We start from the raw sequence: 19039 nt of genomic DNA, 5'->3' as shown, positions 1-19039 counted from the left end.
GTTTCTGAAGGAGAGTAATAGTGGGTCTAACCCAACTCACTATGAGAGACGATAGCCATACCAAACGTCGCCGTAGCATTCTCCGAACCGCCGCAGTGGTCGGTGTCGGATCAGTTGGACTAACGGGAATTGCTTCTGCAGGCGAACAAAAGGAACACGACGGGAAGAAGCGAGACGGCAAGAAACACGACGACAAAAAGCACGACGGAAAGAAGAAAAACGACAGCAAGAAACACGACGACAAGAAGAAAGACGGCAAGAAACGCGACAAAAAGAAAGACGACAAAAAACGCGACGGGAAGAAAAAAGACGACAAGAAAAAGGACGGCAAGAAGCGCGACAGAAAGAAAGACGACAAGAAGAAAAAGGACAGGAAAAAGAAAGACGATAAAAAGCACGACGATAGAAGAAAAGACGGCAAAAAACGCGACAGAAAGAAAGACGACAAGAAGAAAAAGGACGGCAGAAACGAGAACAACAGCGGTCATCCGGATCCAGTCACTGACCCAGAAGGATTTGCAGAGTCAGTTCGGAATCAGGTGCTTCAAGGATTCGAGCTGTAAATTTGCCCCCGTTCGTCTGATCACCAACAGACGCTCAGCAACGAGAACACTTTTTCTCGTGGTGAATCGGGCAATCTGGCTATCAGTAGTTTCGAATTTGAGGGCTATGTTTCAGGTTTGTAGCTAAACCGTCTATCTAACTGAAATACAGCGACCAAAATCAGAACTACTGCTATCGAGGTTTATTTTGCGCGCCCGTTCTCTTCTTCGGTACCGACGCGTATCACTCGAGTACGTACTATTTCTCTCGGCTTGCCGTCACAGGAGTGTGACAGGGGGTCGGAAAGAAGCCCGTAGCGTTTGGTCGTGTTGACCATCTCGGTGACTGTCACGAAGTCCGGCACAGATCGTTATCTCGCTATCTACCGTAGGTTTCCCATGCGTCTCTTACAGATTTTCGTCCCGCGCGGCGATCGAGACCTCGTTCTCGAGACGCTCGAAGCGGAGGGAATCGACTACGCAATCACCGAAGAAGTTGGCCCGGGCGGATTCGAGGCGCTGGTTTCGATACCAATTACGCCGGCGGGTGTCGAACCGATACTCGAGAAACTCCACGAAGCAGGCCTGACCGATGAGTCCTATTCCGTCGTGGTCGCCGCCGAGACGATCGTTTCCGAGCAGGAGGACGTGTTGAGTGAGCAGTTTGGCGGGTCTCGTATCTCTCGAGAGGAACTCCGGTCGCGGGCGGTCGATCTCGCCCCGGAATCGTCGACGTACTTCGCGTTACTCGTGTTGAGCACGATCATCGCGACCGCGGGACTGTTGCTTAATTCGGCTGCGACCATCATCGGTGCGATGGTCGTTGCTCCCCTGATGGGGCCGGCCCTCGCCGCGAGCGTCGGCGTCATCGTCGACGATGACAGCCTCGCTTCTCGAGGCGTCCAGTTGCAGGTGTTCGGACTTCTCGCGTCGGTGTTCACTGCGGCAGTACTGGGCTATCTACTCCGGGGGTCGATTCTCCTTCCACCTGCGTTCGATATAACGACCGTTCCGGAAGTTCAAGAGCGTATTACTCCCGGCTTCCTCTCCCTGTTTCTCGCGCTCGGATCGGGGGCGGCTGGCGTGATCAGCCTCACGCGAAACGTGGGATCGGTTCTCGTCGGCGTCGCGATCGCGGTTGCACTGATTCCACCCGCAGCGACCGCCGGACTCGGGATCGCCTGGGGACACCCGGAAGTTATCCTCACCGCGAGCACGCTCGTGTTGATCAACATGTTTTCGATCAATCTCACTGCACTCCTGTTGCTCTGGCTCTCGGGATACCGGCCGGACCGGAGTGGAAGCGTCGAACGGGTCTACGGCCGACTCCGATCACGTGTCATAGTCATCGTGCTCGTTATCGCGCTTCTTTCCGTCGTGCTCGTCGGCGTTACGTACGGAACACACCACACCGCTGCCGTCGAACACGACGTAACCGTGGAACTCGAAACGATGAGCGAGGATCCTGCCTACGACGACCTCGAGTTCCAGGAGGTGTCAGTGGAGTACGAGCCATACGACTACTATACCGGCGAGCGGCCCGCGGTGACAGTCCTCGTCGAGCGACCGCCCGGATCCGAGGAGCCGCCGGAGTTCGCAGAAACGGTCAGACAGCGACTCGAGGCGGCGACGGGAGAGGAGCTATCGGTCGTCGTCGAGCTCGTCGACACTCGACGAGCGTAGCCGGGTCGATCGAATCGGACGTTCCGGTCTACCGTTCTTCGATACTGAGAGAAGGGAAATACGCTGTTACTCGTCTACGGAATATACTGTTATTCGCCACAAAATCCCTACATATAGGTATAATATCAAATATAATCTGAATATCTGGATGTTTGTATAGATTAACAGGACACAATACTTATTTCGTTCCCTCACCCCGTACCTCTATGGACAGATGGCATCGCATACAAACGACGCCGAAACATTTTGTTAGTCTTCGGTCATCGAGTTGTTCCGGAGAGAAACCGGTGGTTTCTAAATGAGTTCGATCGGAATCGGAATCGTCGGTCTCGGTGGAATGGGGCAACTACACGCACGAAACTTTCTCGACCAGGGGGCGGATATCTCCGCCGGTGCTGATCTCGTCGAAGCAAAGCGAACCCGATTCGCAGAAGAGTTTGATGCGCGCACGTACGAATCCCACGAGGAACTCGTTAGAGACGACGCGGTCGACGCCGTCATCGTCACAACCCCGAACCGATTTCACGAATCAATCACTGTCGCAGCGCTCGAGGCTGGGCTCGACGTTCTCGTCGAAAAACCGCTCGCACACACGCTCGAGAGTGCAGAGCGGATCGTCGACGCCGAAGCCGAATCCGACGGGATCTGTATGGTCGGCTTTCACAACCGTCACGCGGCGTCGACGGCGATGTTCAACGAGTACAACAACCGGGGACGGTTCGGAGAGTTGACCCACGTCGAAGCGAACTACGTTCGGAGGCGCGGGGTCCCCGGGCCGGGTTCGTGGTTTACGGATCCGGGTTTGGCGGGCGGCGGGGCGTTGCTCGATATCGGCGTCCACGCGATCGACCTCGCGCTTTACACGCTCGGCTTTCCCGAGGTCACCGAAGTGTCCGGCGTGACGAGGACGACGTTCGGGACACGCGAGGAGTACGCCGATCCGGACGGATTCGGCGACAACTGGGACGCCTCCGCCGAATCGTACGACGTCGACGATTCGGTCAGTGCGTTCATCCGGTGTGAGGACGGACCAACGATCTCCCTCGAGGCGGCCTGGGCGACGAACCGGGAGCCCTCGACCGACTTCGTCGTGCGCGGAACCGAAGCCGGCGCATCGTTCGATATCGGCGACAACGATCTCACGATTCTCGAGACCGGAACGACCGGCTGTGACCACTACGCGGACGTCGACCTTACCGGCGACCCGTCGATAACCGGCCATCAGGAACAGGATCGGCGATTCCTCGAAGCCGTCGCGACGGGGATCGAGCCCCAGACGAACACGATCGACGAGGCGTTGACCGTCCAACGAGTGATCGACGCCATCTATCGCTCCAGCGAAACCGGCCATTCCCAACGGATCGTCGAAACGCACGAACAGGAAGTTCAGGCCCAACTCGACTGACACCCACTCGACTGATACTGGGTTTTCGAGCGGGATACTCACAGTTACTATCGCGGGTCTCGCTTACTCTTCGACGATCGTCACCGACACCGTTCGCGTTCTCGGCCCGTCGAATTCTGCCAACAGCACCGACTGCCACCGGCCCGTCGAAAGTGAGCCGTTCTCGATTGGAATCGTCACTGACGGGCCAACGATCGACGCCCTGAGATGCGCGTCGGCGTTCCCGTCGAGGCGGTCGTGAGCGTGTCCCTCGTCGTCAACGAGGTCCGTGAAGAATCCCTCCAGATCCGCTCGAAGTCGCTCTTCGTTCTCCTGCAGGAAAACTGCCGCCGTCGTGTGCTGGACGAAGACCGTACACAGTCCTCGTTCGGCATCGTCCGGTACTGCACTCGCGACGCGGTCGGTCAGATCGACGGTCGTCAGCCGTTGGTCAGTCTCGAGGGAACACTGCATACTGGTGCTGTGTGATCGAAAGACAAGAGTGGACGGGTCAAAACTGCGTGGACGCCCACGCGGCTCGCTCGCGGACGACCGCGTTCGGATCTTCGGCTGCGAGCTCCTCGAGCGTATCCCGGGCATCCTCGACCGTTCCGTAGCCGATCGCCGTACAGGCGTTCGCCCGAACGTGGGCGTGGTCATCGGAAAGCAACTCGAGTAATCGCTGTCGTCCCCTCCCGATATCGTTGGTTTCCGTCGCGACACGGCCGAGCGTCACGGCCGCGTTCGCTCGCGTGTTCGGATCGTCGCTCTCGAGTGTCGTGGCGATCGTCGGACACGCATCTTCGATCGCCGATGGCGACGTGCGAGCGATGTCGCCGAGACACGCGATCGCATTGTTTCGGAGCGCACGGTCCTCGTGTTCGACCAGCGAAACGATATCATCGACGAACTCGAGTTCGACGGTCGTCTCCGTTTTGACCACCCGTCCGAGCGCCGACAGCGCCGAAACACCGCCTTTCTGAGGGTGTTTCGCCAGCGTCTCACGAAGTGTGGGGATCGCCGGTGTGAGTTCCGTCGGATACTCCCTGGAGAGTTCCGCCAGTAACTCTACGCCCCACCGGTCGACACCCTCTCGCCGCTCGAGGACGACAACGAGTTCATCGATGTGATCGATAACGGTATCCGGTCGTTGCTCAGCAATCGCGTGGAGACACCGAAAGAGGTCTCGAGCCGCGGAGTCGGCCTCGTTTGCGGTCAAAAACGAGACCATTCCCGGGACCGAGGGGGCTACGTCGTCGGGTGATTCGTCCGCAAGTTCCGCCAGACAGTATGCGATCGCGTCTCTCGATTCGTTCGAGCGTTCAGCGAGTAGTTTTCGAAGTTTTGGAACGGTTGGAAGACATGCCTCAGGGTGTGTATCGACAGCCGATCGGACGGTCTCGACGGCCTGTTCGCGGCTCGAGGGATCGTCGCTATCGAGCTGTGCCAAGACGGTCGGGAGCTCGAAACCCACGGTCGAATCGCTATCGCGCTCGACCGACGTCTCCCCATCGCTGTCCATGCTATTGTTGGGATACGGGATAAGCGCTAAAAGTCTTCCGATGGTTTTTCCGCGAGGAATCAGGAGAAAAAGACGGTAAGGGAAAAAAGAGAATCAAGCCAAGAAGACGATCACGCGAGCCAATCGTCCGGTTTCGTGTCGTAATCGACATCCTCTGCGGCGAGGTGTTCGACCTCCTCCCACGACACGTCTTCGACCGTGATCGATTCGCCATCGTAGCGGATGCATTTTCCTCGCTCCTCCGGTTCGGGCTCTCGATTCCTTCGTTTTGCGACCTCAATATCGTGTTCGTCGACTTCCTTGATCACCGTCAGCAGGTTCACCGGACGACCCCAGAGTTCGAAGACGCGCTTGAGGGTCTCTTTGGCCTGCCCGAGATCGAGCATGACGCCGTTGTACTGGTGACCCAGCAGCAACTCGTTGGCGTTGTTGTAGTTGCCGTCGTAGACCGCGATCGTCGGTTTCCCGAAGTTGGTGAACTGGAGGAGCAGTTTCTTCTTGACGTCTTCGGCTTCGTCACTCGAGACGTGAAACTGTCCCGTCGCCTGGGAGTGTTCGTACGTGAAGTAGTCGTTTTCCGTGATGAACTCCTGGGTCAGGAACTGATCGAGGAAGGTCACGTCGTTGTGGCTTTCCCGGATGTCGAACATCCGATCCCAACCCGCGCTGAATTCGACATCGGCGAGTGCCTCCTCGACGCTTTCGTATCTGGCGTCGTCGAACAGGTACCGACCGATTTGCTCGAGGTCGTTCTGATTGATCCGGGTCAGGAACCCGCGGTGCTGGCGTTTGACCAGCGAGTAGTGCCGTCGCGCGAGTCCGTCGTAGGTGAGGACTTTCCAGGGGTACTGTTCGACATCGATTTCTCCGTCGCGAGCGGCCTCGAGCGCCTCGTCGTCGACGTACTCCGGTCGAAGCTCCGCGACCTCGTCGAGGGTCTCGGACGTGATCCGCGCGAGCGCGTCCGGGGGCCCGAGCGTCTCGAGGACCGCATCGAAGTCGACGACATCGGTGAGGTTTCGCCACGAAACACCCTCGATGCGGAGCAGACGCTCTAACACCTCTCGCCTGTTGGTCTTGTTCTCGACGTACTCCCACAGCTCCATGCCGAGGCTGTAGGGGTTGAGCCCGGGAGAGGCGAGCACCCGCGCCATGTGATCGGCGTAGTTTACGAACTCGTCGTCCCCGGCGAAGCCCTCGTCGCTCATCATCCGGGATTCGTGGTAGGCGGCCCACCCCTCGTTCATCACCTTCGTCATCTTCTGGGCGGCGAAGTAGTACGACTCCGCGCGCATCATATCGAGGATGTCCCGCTGCCACGGCTCCATCTCGACGGCGCGGCCCGACTCCTCGTCGAACTGCTTGCCGTACTCGCGAACGAACGCGAGCACGTCCTTTTGGGGCTCCTCGGGGAACTCGACCGAGACGTCCTCGTTCTCGACGGCCTCGAGCCACTCCTCGTCGAACACTTCGCCCTTGACCTCCTCGGAGAGGCCGAGTTCGTCGAGCTTTTCGGCCAGATCCTCGTCGATTTCGTCGGGCACGTCGCCCTCGATATCGAGCCGTCGGGTGAAGATCTGGTGCTGGTCGATGTTGTCCTCTAAGGTCAAACAGTGGTCGATCCACTTCTCGACTTCCGCCCGCTCGATGTCCGGATCGGACATGTAGTCGTCGATGGCTTGAGCGTGGCGCTCTAACATGGCCGCGGCGTTGACCGCACCCTCGTCGGCCTGTCCGCTCGTAAAGAGGCCGAACCACTCGTTGTTCGCGAAGAAATCCGAGTGGGCCTCGACGTGAGTGATGACGGCCTTCTGGTCGGCGATCGTGTTCGACTCCTGTAAGAACGCGTGGGCCGGATTGTCGTTGTTGACAATCTCGAAAGCCTTTCCGCCGCCGTACTGGCCTTGCTTTTGTTGTTTGTCGTACTGCATTCCCCACCGCCAGTGAGGGTACCGCGACTGAAATCCGCCGTAGGCGATGAGTTCGTTCATCTCGTCGTAGTCGATGATCCAGTACTTGACCGGATACGGCTCGAGGCCGAGTTTTTCGGCCAGGTTTCGAGCCTCCTCGACCGGCTCCTCGAGTTCCTCGGCGATCGCCTGCTTCCGGAACCTGTCGGCGTTGGAATTCGTTTTACTCATGATTTGTTGCTCGTTTTGCACTTACTCGTCCGATTCGCTCTCCGTCGAGAGGATGTCGTAGATCGCGTCGGTCACGTCGTCCTCGCCGTTGACGTACGCCACCGCCACGTCCTCGGCGTCGCGACCGAAGTGCTTCTCGAGTTCCTCGGCGTGGGTGGCGTTGATCGCGTTGCCGCTCGGTTGCGTTTCGACGTACGCGTGGAGGTTCGCGGGGATCTCCTCCATCTTCGGGATGACCCGCTCGCCCGTGTCGTTCGAGGAGTTCTCGGAGTCGCCCGCGGCGAAGACGTACCGGTTCCAGTCGCTCCAGGGGTACTCCTCCAACAGTTCGGCGGCGAGTTCGTAGGCGCTCGAAATCTTCGTGCCGCCGCCGCTGCGGATGCCGAAGAACTCGTCGCGGTCGACTTCCCACGCCTCGGCGTCGTGGGCGATGTAGACGAACTCGGCGTTGTCGTACTTGCCCTGTAGGTACCAGTCGAGCGGCGTGAAGGTTCGCTCGACCAACTCTCGTTTCTTCTCACGCATCGAGCCCGACACGTCGCGGATGTTGACCACAACGACGTTCTTCTCTTTTTCCTCGATGATCTCGGGGTAGCGGTACCGCTCGTCCTCCCGGCGGAAGGGTACATGTTTGATACCCTCTCGGCGGATCCTCTGTTGGACGCTCTCGCGGGTGACGTTGGCCTCGACCTCCTCGATCGAGGACCACTTCCCGCGCTCGTCGGCCACGTCCGCGTGAGCCTCTTCGACCCAGGCCATCGACACCGGGAGGTTCTCGCCGCGGGCCCATTCGAAGACCTCGCGCGGCGAAATCCCCTCGACCTTGCACAGTTCTCGCAGGAACTCCTCGTCGAAGTCCATCGTCAGCTTGCGCTTGAGCCCCTCCTTGAACATCCGCTCGAAGTCCAGCGTGCTGTCCGGACCCGATCGAGTGAGGTCCGTGAACGGCCCTTCTTTTTCCTCGATGACCTGCTTTCCCTTGGGCTCGAGATCCAAGCCGAGTTCCTCGTCGAGCTCCTGTGCGAACTCTTCGGGATCCATCTCGTAGTACTCGTGTTCGCCACCCTCCTCGCCGGGTTCGTCGCCGTCGTCGCCGTCGTCGTCCCCGGGCTGGGGCTGGGGCTGACCGACCGGCTGGCCCACGTCGGGCGTATCGCCGTCTCCCTGACCGACGCCGCCCTGATCGCGCTGATCGTAGGCGAACTCCGGAAGCGAAACGATTTTTACCGGAATGTTGATCGAACCGGGCCGACTCTGGCCGAGATCGCCGTACTGGATGAAGTCGGCCAGATCCTCGCGGCGCTTCTCGCCCACTTCACGGAATCGCTCGAGATCGTCTCTCAGCCCCATCTGTGCACCTCCGTTCGCTCGAGTCGTTCGGATGCCCACCGGGCACCCGCGACTGCCGGGGCTCGGGTCGGGTTCGTTTCCCCGCCCAGCTCCCGTTTCCCGTGTTCGTTCGTGTTCAGTTCCATCGGTAGCTCACCTGTCCCATGATGTGTCTGCTGGTCAGTTCGGCGGAGGCCTCGCTGTACTCGAAGAGATCGACCATCGTCTCGATCGTTCGCTCCTTGACGGCCTCCGTTTCGGTGCCACTCGGCGGGTCGTCCCACTGGCGCGGATCGAAGTCCTCGAATGTCCGCTCGACATCGTCCCAGTCGTGGCTCTCGAGAACCGTATTGATGACCGGAATCGCCGTGAGATCGACGTTCTCGACGGCGAAATCCTCGTCGCGGTGCTCCCACGCGTGACGATTGAGCGCGGTTATCACCTTCTCGCGGCGGAACTGGACGACGCTCTCTCGAGGCTGGTTGCCCTGGTAGGCCTCCTCCGAGAAGCGCCCGAGGTGTTCGACCTCGAAGAGTTTCATCTTCAGCGCGTCGGGTTCGACCTCCTCGCCGCGGTCGTTGTACAGCGGCTGGTCGGTTTCCCAGGCGTAGACGTGCTCGACGTACTCGGCGACGGTCTCCTCGTCGACTCGCTTGTCGTGCATGATCGCCTCGATGACATCGGACTCCTGCTGGTCGTAGATGTAGTTCTTGACCGGGACGATGCGGTTCTCGAACTCGGACCGTTCGCCGGTCGAGAACACCGGTGCGTCCCCGAGCCCGTCGGCCATCGCGTTCAACACGTCTCGAGGCATGATCACGTCCTCGACCGGAAGCTCCGCGTGGTGTCGATCCCGGTCTGTCTGGAGAAGTTCCGCGAGTCGGTCGCGAGTGTAGGTCACCGGCACGCCGTGTTCGCCGTCGTGACCGTCGCCGTTGAACTCGAAGTCGTCTTTCGTTCTGCGACTGTCGCCCTCTTGCAGGTAGCCCTGGTCGAAGAGCAACGCCTTCTCGACGAGATCCAAACCGGCCGGCAGGTTCTCCTCGTCGAGTCGTGTGGCGACGGCGTACAGCGCCGCGGCCTCGATAGCGTGGGGTGCGAACTCTCGCACCGTCGTCTCTCCCTCGCTATCTCTGACCGTCACCGATACCGGTTGGCGGATCCGCTCTTCGAGTTCGTTGTAGCTATCGGCCTCCCAGATGGACGTCTCGTTCGTCAGTTCTCGGCGAATTAATTCGGTTTCGAGGCTCAGGTTCGTCAGGTAGCCGAACTGGTGTTTATCGAGCCTGCGTTTGAGCGCTTTCAGCGGATCCATCCCGTTGCGATCCGAGTGCTGGTTGAGCTGGGCCTCGAGGTCCGGGTTCGAGATGATGAGCATCTGCGTGTCGACATCCATTCCGATCCCCTTGTCCAGTTTCACGGACTGCTCGTCGGGGACGTTCAACAGCTTCTGGAGTAAGTCCGCGTGCTGTGCGGCGTCCTCGACGATGGTCAGCACGCCGTTGCCCTGCGAGATGACGCCGTCGTAACTGAACGCCTGCGGGTTCTTTCGGCCGCGGGAGTCGAGTTCCTGTAACATGCCGTGCATCCAGGAGCCGACCAATCGCTCCTTTGGCGGCCCGTCGTCCTCCGAATGGAGCACGCCGACGCCCTGTCCGACGTCGACGACGTAGTTTTTCACTCGAAGGTGACTCTCGTCGGTGATTGCCGAGAACAGCGACTCTTCGCCCTGTCGGCGGTACCGCTCCTCGAGGTACTCGTAGGCCTCCCTCGAGAACGGATCGAGCTCCGAGTCGATGTGAATCGGGACGTGATCTTCGAGTTGTCCGTTCAGCTCCGCGAGTAGGTCCTCGCGGATTTCTTCCGGGAACACCGTCAGCGGATGGGCCTGGACCGGGCTCTCGTACCAGTGCTCGTCGTCGCCCACAGTCGGATCGCCGCCGTAGCTTAGCCCTCTCGAGTCGGACGCGGTCGTCACGTTCCACTCAACGGTGTAACGACGGCCCTCGGGCGTCTTCGAGTACTCCCGAAGCCCGTTGACGAGACACCGTTTGAGTTCGGACTTTCCGGTCGCCGTCGGCCCCTCGAACCAGATGATCTTCTCGTCTTTCGCCCGACCCGCGGCGATCGACCGTAGGTCGTCGACGAAGCTGTTGAGCACCTCGGTGTTCCCGAGAATGGCGTGCTCGCCGTCGTTGTGCGGATCGTCGAAGAACCGGTAGCGTTGTTTCTCTTCGCCCTCTTCGACGACGGTCCGCGTTCCGGCCGCTTCGATCGCCTCGAGTAAGTACTTCGACGCGTGGGAGGCGATCGTCGGATTTTCGAAGATCCGATCGACGTACGCCCCGAGACTCATCGGCTCCTCGTAGGTCTCCTCTAAGGTGCGATCGGCTTCGCGGACGTAATCGGATCCTCTCATGGTATTCCTCCCCTCATGTCAGTCCTCGATTTCGGCTTTCGCCACCTCCGCGCCGGCGAACTCGAGCACTTCCTTTGCGCCGCCCTCGGAGTAGCCCTGTTCGATCAGGGCGTCGATCCACGAGGAGCGCTCGTCGTCGTCGATATCGCTCGCGCTGACCAGCGCGGAGAAGTTGATGTTGTGTTTCTTATCCTCCCAAAGTTTGCGCTCGAGCGCGCGGCGCAGGCGCTCGTTGTCCTGCGGATTAAACGCCTCGCCCTCGCGTGCGCGCCTCGAGACCCAGTTGCTCACCTCCTGTCGGAAGTCGTTCTTGCGGTCTTCTGGCACGTCGAGTTTTTCCTCGACCGACCGCAGGAACGTTTCGTCGGGTTCCTGCTCGCGGCCCGTCAGCGAGTCTTCGATCGTGTCGTCGTCGATGTAGGCCATCACGTGATCCATGTACTTCTCGCCCTGGCGCTGAATCTCGTCGATGTCGTAGGCCAGCGCGTGGCGGACGTCTTCGATTGCCCGCTCGCGGTACTCTTCGCGGACGGTCTCTAGGTAGCGGTAGTACTTCTCGAAGTTGTCCTCGGGAATCGAGCCGTGGTGCTCTAGGTTCTCCTCGAAGAAGTTAAAGACCGTTAGCGGTGAAAGGAAGCCTCGCGAGCGGTGTTTCGAGTCCATGATCGCTTCGGCGATTTCGTCGCCGATAAAGCGCGGGGAGATCCCGACCATTCCCTCGCCGATCTCGGCTTTCGCCGCGGCCTCCTCGCGGAGCTTCTTCACGTCGATGTCGTCGCCCTCGTCGATCTCGCCGTTGTAGGCCTTGGCCTTTGCGAGCAGATCGACCGTTTCGGTATCGGGCTCTTCGATCCGCGTGAGGACGCCGAACAGCCCCGCCATCTCGAGCGTGTGGGGCTCGACGTTGATGTCGGGCACGTCGGCGTTGGAAAGCATCTTGTTGTAGATCTGGGACTCCTGCTCGTAGGAGAGGACGTACGGGAAGTCGATCCGCTTGGTTCGGTCGTTGAACGCCTCCATCTTCTCGTCGCCTTTCTTGTCCTTGTACTCGGGCATGTTCGTCCGCCCGACGATCACCTGGTCGATGTCGATCCGCGGATTGTTCTTGGGCTTGATCGTCATCTCCTGGGTCGCGTGCAGGAAGTCATAGAGGAACTCTCGCTGGAGCTTCAGGAGCTCTTCCCCGCTGAAGATCCCCCTGTTCGCGTTACAGAACGCGCCCGAATAGTCGAACGCGCGCGGATCGCTCTCGCCGTAGACGGCGATCTTGGAGTAGTTAACGTCGCCCGTCAGTTCCGTCTCGTCCTGGTTCTTCTTGTCCTTGGGCTCGAACGTCTCGAGGCTCTGGCGCTTGTTCTCGTCGGCGATCAGTCGGACGATTTCGATGTGGTTCTCGAGGACGGCTTGGAGGTCGTCATCGTAGTACGCGAGCAGTTTGTCCATGTAGAACTCGCTTTCGGGGTCCAGACTCTGCTCGTTTTGGATGGTGTAGGGCGCGTCGAGACGCTCGTTTACGTCCTCGAGTACCGAGAGCCGTTGCTCTAGGGGAAGCAAGACCAGCGGATCCTGATTCATCGGCGACCGAACTTCGTCGTCGGTCGGATCCTGATCCTTGATGACGTCACAGAGGTTGGTCCACCGGAAGGTGTACATCCGGCCCTCATCCTGGAGAGTGTAGTCCTCGAAGTACTTTCGAACCTGTTTGTCGAAGTGGGACTTCCCCGAACCGACGGGACCGAGCAGGAGTTTGATCCGGCGCTCCGGGCCGAGCCGTCGAGCGCCCGATTTGACTTTGTTGACGAACTCGTGGATCGATTGGTGGATCACCTTCCCGTAGAAGGTGTTCTCGCCGTCGCCGAGCGGATCTTCGCTGGCGAGTTGGTACTCCACGACCCCTTCCGTCTCGTCGTAGGTCGTGCCGTAGTAATCGAACATGTCCGCGACCCGCTGGTGGGCGTTGCGGGTAATCTTCGGATCCCGGTAGGCCTCCTCGAGATACCAGTCGAACGACTTGGTCTCGCGGAGGTCTTCGGGCATCGACTGCTTGTAATCGGTACTGAGCTTCTCGAGCGTCTCGATGTCACCAGTCATGGTATCAGTTGTTGAATTTGTCTCTCTGTTCGCCGGTCCGTGTCCGCACCCAGAATGAATGGGCTCGCCGAATGAGTAGCATATTGCTGGTTCGAACACGGTGACGTCCTCGCTGCGACCGTCGATGTTCGCCGCAGAACGTCGAACCGAGAGACGATTGCGTTGCTCTTCGAGGTGGCAGCCCTCTGGGAGCGGGTGTCCGCGGGCGGCGTCGGGTGTGGTGTCATGGTTGTCATCACCGCGCGAGCGTGGGCGACCGTCGACATCTCGTCGCGTTACGACAGCACCTGGAGGTTCTCACGGTACGACAGCACCTGTGGGCAGGCACGATCCGGCTATCGGATACCGGAAGTATTTAATATGTAGTAATACAGCGACTTAAGCTTGGCCCCAAAGGGTATTTATGAGAAGCCGCTTCGAGGCCAGTATTGACAGAACCTCTGATTGTCAACGGGCATCACACCATGTTTTGGGGAATCGTGCGTATAAACAAACGGCCTGCATGGACACGGAGCGCTGGCGCGCGGCTCGTCGTGACTCGAGAACGGGCTAGTTGAGCGGTTTTCGACGGGCCGAATCACCGAGGTGACGACGATACTTTACGTTCCCTCCTCTTACCGAGATCACGATGGCAAATTTGGCGGGCCTCCCCGATAGCTGGACCGTCTGGAACGAGGGCGAGGATGGTCGCATCGTCCTCGCGTACCGACCCGACATCTTCAACGGCGATGCGTTTCCCGCTCCGTGTTTGCCCACGCTCTATCTCACGCACGGACGCCGCACTCGTCGACCGGGGGCCAACCCGGGAACCGCCGACGACGATTGGCACGTCACGCTCTATCTCGAGCCCGAGGTGTACCTCCGCGAGACCAATCGATTCCCGTCGCGTCCCGAAGCCCTCGAGTCTCTCACCGAACTCGCTCGGGAGTTCGACGACGGCGAGATCGACTACCGCGAACTCTATCAGGTCCCTCGAGAGGAGTACTTCGAACGACTCGACGAACTCACCGGCGGAACCGGCGTGGAAGACTGACGAGCGTGGGCGACTGAGAAACGCGTGTAGTGACGAAAAAGCTGTAGAACTGCGGAAAGTGAAACGCACACCGCTCACCCGCTTCGATCCGGGACGTGAGGCTTAACCGCGAGTGGCGACTACCTCTCGATATGTCGACCGTCACCCTCCTCGGAACCCGGCTAGCCGAACCGGGGACCGAATTCGTCTATCAGGGCGAAGCCGACGCCTGTGCCGGCTGTCCGTACCGAAGTCAGTGTCTCAATCTCTCCGAAGATACCAAATACCGCGTCACGTCGATCCGCGAAAACGCCCAGATCCTCGAGTGTGCCATGCACGACGAGGGCGTTCGGGCCGTCGAAGTCGAACCGGTTTCGGCCAAAGCGAACGTCAGAAAAAAAGGTGCGTACGCGGGGAGCAAAAACAGCCTTCCGGGCTCCTGTCCGTACGTCGAGTGCCCGAGCCACCAGTACTGCGAACCCGACGGGATCGACCTCGACGAGGAGTACCGCATCAAAGATATCGTCGGCGATCCGCCACACGACGTCTGTCATCTAAATCGATCGTTGCAGTTAGTCGAACTCGAGGTCGACGAATAGCGGGCCCGCCGGTCGGAACAAACGATCCCTCTTAGGACGGTCGAGATTTGCTGTGGGGTGGTTCACACACCCAGTACGTCTCTCGCTCGTCGACTGTGTATCCGTGATCGGCGAGAATCTCCCGACACTCGGCGGGTGCGTTCCCCTCGAGACCCTCCTCGTGGCACTCGAGAAAGATGAGCGGTTGCTGGATCTCGAGCGTTTTGTGACCCCCCTTCAACACCGCGGGCGCGGTTCCCTCCACATCGATTTTGAGGACGTCCGGAACCGGCCCCGCCTCAACCATCGCGTCGAGGCGCTCGACCGGAACCCGCACGACTTCCGCGACCGACGCCTCCCAGCGCTCGGCGCTCTCGCGCTCGAATCCGGAAAGCTCCGTGTACGTGGAGACGTAGAACGGCTTCGCCCCCCGCTCCTCGCCGAGCCCGACGGGACTGATCTCGAGGCGGTCCTCGAGGTCGTTCAGCGCCGCGTTCGTGATTAGGTGTTCCGCGGCCGAGGGTGCGGGTTCGAACGCGACGGCTCGCCGGCCGGGTTCGGCGGCCAGAAGCGCGATCGAGTAGGTTCCGACGTTCGCACCGATATCGTAGATAACGTCGTCCGGACCGCACCGATCGTCGAGTTCGGCGAGCATCTCGTCGTTGCCGTGGCGGTTGTACAGTTCGTAGCTCCGGATCGTCCCGGCCGCCGTCCGTTTTTGCGGCGCGATCGCCTCCCGAGCGTAGTTCGCTCCGACGAGTCGGTAGTAACCGCCGAGAACCAGTCGTCGAAGCTGCTGGTAACCGCGGCGACGGATCGAGCCTTCGGACATACTCGCCTTCTCGGGCGCTTCGCTGTTGGGTGTTTTGTTGCTCGCTGGGAACCGACCCCGATTTCGGCCAGTTCACGAGAGTCAACAGGGAAACCCTGATACCATCACCCACCCAACCGGTTCCCATGAGCGACAACGCCTGGACCGACCGGATCGTCAGCGAGCGGATGACCGTCGATCAGGAGTTTTCCCCGCGAGTGGAGAGCTCCCGATTCTCGAGTCAGGAGTGGAGTCTGATCATGACTGCGACCGAGTTCGAAATCGAACGGCCCGAAACCCCCGAGGAGGCTCGAATCGTCGCGAACACCGAAAACGTCGATAGCATCCTTCCGGAACTCGAGAACGTTCGATCGCAGATGGGTGCGATGGGTGCCGGCGGCGGAGCTGCTGGCGGCTCGAGCTCCGGCGGTGGCGTCGTCGATTCGATCAAAAGCGCCCTCGGAATGGGCGGGGGATCCTCGGGCGGCTCCCATGACGCCGAACGCGAAGCCGCGGAGACGCTCACCCAGGAGTACGCCGAGGAGTTACAGGCGCAACTCGAGTCGAATCGCCGATGGGAAGGCGTCTGCGAAGCCGCGGCCGAGAACTGAGTAGACGAAGCGGTATCCCCGGGTTGACCGCCAAATCAGCGGGCCGATGATACTCATGATCGCAATCAACGATAGTCGCCGATGACGAGCGATTCTCCGGGACGATCCATTCGGAAACACGTCAGGAATCGATTGTTGCTGTTGGGAGCTTTCACCGTCGTCGTGTTCCTGTTTAGCTGGTTTGATCTTTCCGTGTGGGTTGGACCGATCGGCTGGCTCGAGCTGTCCGGCAGGGAACGACGCGGATACGTACTCCTCGCTATCGTTGCGCTAATCGCACTCGGGTGGGCCGTCTTCGCTCTACTCGGTTTCGTACGGCTCGTCCAACGGGTTCGAGGCTGATCAATTCGACAGCAACCCGGACCTGCGATAGTGCTATCCGGTTCGTCTCGGCCGAGGCCGATCGTTTTCGGCGATATTCCGGAGGTCGCGGGCTGTTTGTGAACCGGAAAATCGTCAAAATACCCTTTCATACCTGTCGCATTGCTCATTATATGAAGCGCAGAACGTACATCCTGGCCGCCGGAACGGGTATCGTTGGCGCGCTCGCCGGATGCCTCGACGGAACGAGCTCCGACGACGGATCGAGCGCCAATAACGGAACGGATGACGAGGACGACGAACACGAGGCGCTCGCGGTCGTCGACGCCTACTTCGAAGCCTCCACAGAGGACGATCCGGACGCGGTCCGCGAGCACATGCACACGTACCACCCGTTCAATCAGGCAGCCGCCGACGGTGACGGCGGGAGCGACGGAAACGAAACCGACGACGGTCACGAGGGCGGAGACGGCGGCGGCGCTGGCGGTGGCTTTTCGTACGAACCCGCCGACACCGAAAACCTAGAGCGCGAACTCGTCGACGAGGAGTTCGATACTGACGACGTCCTCGAGACGCCCGGAATCGAAATTTGGTTCGAGGAAGGCGACGTTTCCCTCGAGGAGGTCCTCGAGGGCGAGGAAGCCGTGCTGGTCGAGGCGACCTACGACACGACCGAAGACGGCGAACTCGTCGAGGAGACCGAACGGTTCATCCTCCTCACCGACGACGGCGAGTGGACGGTGTTTTTCCCCTACGAGGAACCGACGGAGGTGCCCGACGACGAGCCCGTCGACGACGAGGAGTACCAGGTCGTCACCGACGTCGAATTCGATACGGAAACAGAGATAGCAACGATACACCTTTCGGGAGCGTCAGATATCGAAGCCGACGAGTTAGTGGCCTACTCCGACGAACTCCGTCAGGAAAGCTCGGTGTGGCAAGAAGACGCCGAGACGCTTCCGTCGACGAACTTCTTTACCACGTCGTTCGATCCCGAGGGCGACGAAATCGTGGTCACGATCCGTATCGACGAGGACGAAGAGCCGGTCGTCCACCGTGAACCGTACGAACCACCGGAGTAAGTCGCCGAACTCCGAAGTAGTTGCCCGGCGAGACGGTCTCGTTTCGCTTCGTTAATCACCCGAGTGAAACATCGTCAACTCGCTCGCTTCGTAGATGTTCATGAGCTCGGTGATCAGTTCGTCGTACGATTCGTCTTCGACGCGCAGTTGATCCAAGCGCTCTACCGTCTCTTCGTCGAGTTCGACTGATGGCATACTCGAGGCTACGTCGTCGACGGCCAAAAATACCGAGCCGACACTGAAAGGGGTTGAACCGTCCGGTCTTCTAGCCGATATCCGCCGGGCCGAGAGTCGCAAGCCACAGCACATTTAGGTGGGCTCCGCCAGGGTAGACGTATGACAGACGAAGTAGAGACGATAACCTTCTCGATAGAAGCGGACGACGGAGACACGGAAACCGTAACAGTACCCGCTGGACTCGTCGACATGGTCGCCGAAGGCGGACAGACTCCCACGGAAACGCTCGGCGACGTCGCGCTGCTTTCGTTCGCGAGCCGAGCCCACCACGTCGTCCACCACGGTGAGGGGACGGACGAGGAACTCGAGGCCCAGGAAGCTCGCGTGATGGATCTCTTCGAAGAACGCTTCGGCGTCACCTTCGGCGAAGCGACCGGTCACCAGCACTGAGTTCCGACGACGGCTCGCCCGCTGATCCGTTTTTCTCGGAGAATCGGTACCGAGAGCGAAGTCGTTCTCTCGGTTCAGCGCTCGAGTCACTGTGCTCGTCTCGAAATCGTCAACCAAGTTGACTCGCTGACAACCTCTCGACGACCGACACCTGATTAATAACTTGAGGCACTCATTTAGCAAGATTCTTGGTAATGAAGCGATTCGGTAGAGCTTGATGTTCCAGCGTTTCGCTCCGGACGACAGAAATCGTGGCCTAACCAGTGCTCACAGCCGATGACTGAACAGACTGAAACCGAACGAACTGACGACGCCCAGACCGGACAAACGCAGGTTTGTCGGGCAACCGGCCGAGAGGACGGATTGATCGGTAAGTACGATATCTGGCTGTGTCGCCAGTCCTTCCGAGAGATGGCTCGAGACATCGGCTTTCGAAAGTACGACTGATCCGCGCACGATAGATTGACTCGCTTCCACAATAGTTAGGTAATATTGCCGGAACTGTGACCTATGGGTTCGTTCGTCGGCCTCGCTCGAGAGCGCTTCAGTTTCCGCGCCGCCACGGAACTCGCCGTGATTCTCGGCGTCGTCGCGCTGATTTTCGACATCTCGGTCGGAAGCTACCTCTCGATTCTCGGCGTGATTGCGGCGATTCGCCTCGGCTACGTCTTCGCCGACGCGCGCGGACTCGACCGCGAAATTATCTCGGTCGGAGTCGTGCTACTCGCGACGGTCGTCGTGGCCGTCATCATCGCCCTCGAGTCCGTGGGAATCGCGTACTACGCTCTGTTCGGTCTCGGAGCCATCAGTTCGGTGTTTTTCGCTCGAGCCGTCTTCGGCAACGACTGGACGGAACCGTAACCGCCTCTCCGGCGAGATATACCGA

The 19039-nt window shown here is 59.8% G+C and carries 19 protein-coding genes; 10 read left to right on the top strand and 9 right to left on the bottom strand.

Annotation, left to right across the window (positions count from 1 at the left end):
- The first annotated feature begins 41 nt into the window (after nt 1–41).
- From ACZ5C7_RS15495 to ACZ5C7_RS15485, 3 genes are all read left to right on the top strand, one after another.
- Nucleotides 42–563, top strand: coding sequence for a hypothetical protein (locus ACZ5C7_RS15495; RefSeq protein WP_464377188.1), 522 nt, complete (start codon nt 42–44; stop codon nt 561–563).
- A gap of 378 nt (nt 564–941) precedes the next feature.
- On the top strand, nt 942–2225 hold the full coding sequence (locus ACZ5C7_RS15490; protein ID WP_464377187.1) for a TIGR00341 family protein: 1284 nt from the start codon (nt 942–944) through the stop codon (nt 2223–2225).
- A gap of 298 nt (nt 2226–2523) precedes the next feature.
- A complete protein-coding gene (locus ACZ5C7_RS15485; RefSeq protein WP_464377186.1) occupies nt 2524–3630 on the top strand; it encodes a Gfo/Idh/MocA family protein in 1107 nt (368 codons plus the stop codon).
- Between the two features lie 63 nt (nt 3631–3693).
- Here ACZ5C7_RS15485 and ACZ5C7_RS15480 read toward each other — a convergent pair whose 3' ends face one another.
- The 7 genes from ACZ5C7_RS15480 to ACZ5C7_RS15450 form a co-directional block, all read right to left on the bottom strand.
- On the bottom strand, nt 3694–4083 hold the full coding sequence (locus ACZ5C7_RS15480; protein ID WP_464377185.1) for a secondary thiamine-phosphate synthase enzyme YjbQ: 390 nt from the start codon (nt 4081–4083) through the stop codon (nt 3694–3696).
- Between the two features lie 37 nt (nt 4084–4120).
- Nucleotides 4121–5131 (bottom strand): HEAT repeat domain-containing protein, encoded by a 1011-nt coding sequence (locus tag ACZ5C7_RS15475; RefSeq protein WP_464377184.1) that lies wholly within the window; start codon nt 5129–5131, stop codon nt 4121–4123.
- A gap of 110 nt (nt 5132–5241) precedes the next feature.
- Nucleotides 5242–7272 (bottom strand): SpoVR family protein, encoded by a 2031-nt coding sequence (locus tag ACZ5C7_RS15470; RefSeq protein ID WP_464377183.1) that lies wholly within the window; start codon nt 7270–7272, stop codon nt 5242–5244.
- A 21-nt stretch (nt 7273–7293) separates the two neighbouring features.
- On the bottom strand, nt 7294–8622 hold the full coding sequence (locus tag ACZ5C7_RS15465) for a YeaH/YhbH family protein (RefSeq protein ID WP_464377182.1): 1329 nt from the start codon (nt 8620–8622) through the stop codon (nt 7294–7296).
- Nucleotides 8613–8747: a hypothetical protein gene (locus ACZ5C7_RS15460; RefSeq protein WP_464377181.1), complete on the bottom strand. Its 135-nt coding sequence runs from the start codon at nt 8745–8747 to the stop codon at nt 8613–8615. The genes ACZ5C7_RS15465 and ACZ5C7_RS15460 overlap by 10 nt, the downstream gene beginning before the upstream one ends.
- The gene (locus tag ACZ5C7_RS15455) at nt 8738–11020 is read right to left on the bottom strand and encodes a PrkA family serine protein kinase (protein WP_464377180.1); all 2283 of its coding nucleotides are present in this window, start codon (nt 11018–11020) and stop codon (nt 8738–8740) included. The genes ACZ5C7_RS15460 and ACZ5C7_RS15455 overlap by 10 nt, the downstream gene beginning before the upstream one ends.
- 18 nt (nt 11021–11038) lie before the next feature.
- Nucleotides 11039–13111 carry a PrkA family serine protein kinase gene (locus ACZ5C7_RS15450; protein WP_464377179.1) on the bottom strand — a complete coding sequence of 691 codons (2073 nt, stop codon included), beginning with the start codon at nt 13109–13111 and terminating at the stop codon, nt 11039–11041.
- A gap of 628 nt (nt 13112–13739) precedes the next feature.
- Here ACZ5C7_RS15450 and ACZ5C7_RS15445 point away from each other — a divergent pair.
- Together ACZ5C7_RS15445 and ACZ5C7_RS15440 are read left to right on the top strand one after the other, a co-directional pair.
- Nucleotides 13740–14144 (top strand): DUF5820 family protein, encoded by a 405-nt coding sequence (locus tag ACZ5C7_RS15445; protein ID WP_464377178.1) that lies wholly within the window; start codon nt 13740–13742, stop codon nt 14142–14144.
- Between the two features lie 131 nt (nt 14145–14275).
- Complete coding sequence (locus tag ACZ5C7_RS15440) at nt 14276–14722, top strand: UPF0179 family protein (RefSeq protein ID WP_464377177.1); 447 nt, start codon at nt 14276–14278, stop codon at nt 14720–14722.
- 31 nt (nt 14723–14753) lie between these two features.
- Here ACZ5C7_RS15440 and ACZ5C7_RS15435 read toward each other — a convergent pair whose 3' ends face one another.
- Entirely contained in the window at nt 14754–15533 is a 780-nt protein-coding gene (locus ACZ5C7_RS15435) for an FkbM family methyltransferase (RefSeq protein WP_464377176.1), read from the bottom strand.
- A 125-nt stretch (nt 15534–15658) separates the two neighbouring features.
- Between ACZ5C7_RS15435 and ACZ5C7_RS15430 the strand changes: the two genes are divergently transcribed.
- Both ACZ5C7_RS15430 and ACZ5C7_RS15425 read left to right on the top strand, forming a co-directional pair.
- A complete protein-coding gene (locus ACZ5C7_RS15430; protein ID WP_464377175.1) occupies nt 15659–16123 on the top strand; it encodes a DUF5799 family protein in 465 nt (154 codons plus the stop codon).
- A 494-nt stretch (nt 16124–16617) separates the two neighbouring features.
- Nucleotides 16618–17526 (top strand): hypothetical protein, encoded by a 909-nt coding sequence (locus tag ACZ5C7_RS15425; RefSeq protein ID WP_464377174.1) that lies wholly within the window; start codon nt 16618–16620, stop codon nt 17524–17526.
- Nucleotides 17527–17577: 51 nt separating this feature from the next.
- Here ACZ5C7_RS15425 and ACZ5C7_RS15420 read toward each other — a convergent pair whose 3' ends face one another.
- Nucleotides 17578–17721 carry a DUF7557 family protein gene (locus ACZ5C7_RS15420; RefSeq protein ID WP_464377173.1) on the bottom strand — a complete coding sequence of 48 codons (144 nt, stop codon included), beginning with the start codon at nt 17719–17721 and terminating at the stop codon, nt 17578–17580.
- 141 nt (nt 17722–17862) lie between these two features.
- Between ACZ5C7_RS15420 and ACZ5C7_RS15415 the strand changes: the two genes are divergently transcribed.
- The 3 genes from ACZ5C7_RS15415 (at nt 17863) to ACZ5C7_RS15405 (ending at nt 19014) form a co-directional block, all read left to right on the top strand.
- Nucleotides 17863–18153 carry a DUF7545 family protein gene (locus ACZ5C7_RS15415; protein ID WP_283837578.1) on the top strand — a complete coding sequence of 97 codons (291 nt, stop codon included), beginning with the start codon at nt 17863–17865 and terminating at the stop codon, nt 18151–18153.
- A 276-nt stretch (nt 18154–18429) separates the two neighbouring features.
- Nucleotides 18430–18600: a 30S ribosomal protein S14 gene (locus ACZ5C7_RS15410; protein WP_464377172.1), complete on the top strand. Its 171-nt coding sequence runs from the start codon at nt 18430–18432 to the stop codon at nt 18598–18600.
- 63 nt (nt 18601–18663) lie between these two features.
- Nucleotides 18664–19014 (top strand): hypothetical protein, encoded by a 351-nt coding sequence (locus ACZ5C7_RS15405; protein WP_464377171.1) that lies wholly within the window; start codon nt 18664–18666, stop codon nt 19012–19014.
- Nucleotides 19015–19039 lie beyond the last annotated feature (25 nt).

The organism is Halostagnicola alkaliphila (genome assembly GCF_055379965.1).
Note: the sequence above shows the minus strand (reverse complement) of the source record. Positions and strands in the feature narration are given on the sequence as shown.

Excerpts from the sequence above, each read along its gene's own strand:
- ACZ5C7_RS15450 (WP_464377179.1), bottom strand. The coding sequence starts at position 13,111 with ATGACTGGTGACATCGAGACGCTCGAGAAGCTCAGTACCGATTACAAG.
- ACZ5C7_RS15490 (WP_464377187.1), top strand. The coding sequence starts at position 942 with ATGCGTCTCTTACAGATTTTCGTCCCGCGCGGCGATCGAGACCTCGTT.
- ACZ5C7_RS15455 (WP_464377180.1), bottom strand. The coding sequence starts at position 11,020 with ATGAGAGGATCCGATTACGTCCGCGAAGCCGATCGCACCTTAGAGGAG.
- ACZ5C7_RS15465 (WP_464377182.1), bottom strand. The coding sequence starts at position 8,622 with ATGGGGCTGAGAGACGATCTCGAGCGATTCCGTGAAGTGGGCGAGAAG.
- ACZ5C7_RS15405 (WP_464377171.1), top strand. The coding sequence starts at position 18,664 with ATGGGTTCGTTCGTCGGCCTCGCTCGAGAGCGCTTCAGTTTCCGCGCC.
- ACZ5C7_RS15495 (WP_464377188.1), top strand. The coding sequence starts at position 42 with ATGAGAGACGATAGCCATACCAAACGTCGCCGTAGCATTCTCCGAACC.
- ACZ5C7_RS15445 (WP_464377178.1), top strand. The coding sequence starts at position 13,740 with ATGGCAAATTTGGCGGGCCTCCCCGATAGCTGGACCGTCTGGAACGAG.
- ACZ5C7_RS15430 (WP_464377175.1), top strand. The coding sequence starts at position 15,659 with ATGAGCGACAACGCCTGGACCGACCGGATCGTCAGCGAGCGGATGACC.
- ACZ5C7_RS15480 (WP_464377185.1), bottom strand. The coding sequence starts at position 4,083 with ATGCAGTGTTCCCTCGAGACTGACCAACGGCTGACGACCGTCGATCTG.
- ACZ5C7_RS15425 (WP_464377174.1), top strand. The coding sequence starts at position 16,618 with ATGAAGCGCAGAACGTACATCCTGGCCGCCGGAACGGGTATCGTTGGC.
- ACZ5C7_RS15475 (WP_464377184.1), bottom strand. The coding sequence starts at position 5,131 with ATGGACAGCGATGGGGAGACGTCGGTCGAGCGCGATAGCGATTCGACC.
- ACZ5C7_RS15470 (WP_464377183.1), bottom strand. The coding sequence starts at position 7,272 with ATGAGTAAAACGAATTCCAACGCCGACAGGTTCCGGAAGCAGGCGATC.
- ACZ5C7_RS15415 (WP_283837578.1), top strand. The coding sequence starts at position 17,863 with ATGACAGACGAAGTAGAGACGATAACCTTCTCGATAGAAGCGGACGAC.
- ACZ5C7_RS15435 (WP_464377176.1), bottom strand. The coding sequence starts at position 15,533 with ATGTCCGAAGGCTCGATCCGTCGCCGCGGTTACCAGCAGCTTCGACGA.
- ACZ5C7_RS15485 (WP_464377186.1), top strand. The coding sequence starts at position 2,524 with ATGAGTTCGATCGGAATCGGAATCGTCGGTCTCGGTGGAATGGGGCAA.
- ACZ5C7_RS15440 (WP_464377177.1), top strand. The coding sequence starts at position 14,276 with ATGTCGACCGTCACCCTCCTCGGAACCCGGCTAGCCGAACCGGGGACC.
- ACZ5C7_RS15410 (WP_464377172.1), top strand. The coding sequence starts at position 18,430 with ATGACTGAACAGACTGAAACCGAACGAACTGACGACGCCCAGACCGGA.
- ACZ5C7_RS15420 (WP_464377173.1), bottom strand. The coding sequence starts at position 17,721 with ATGCCATCAGTCGAACTCGACGAAGAGACGGTAGAGCGCTTGGATCAA.
- ACZ5C7_RS15460 (WP_464377181.1), bottom strand. The coding sequence starts at position 8,747 with ATGGAACTGAACACGAACGAACACGGGAAACGGGAGCTGGGCGGGGAA.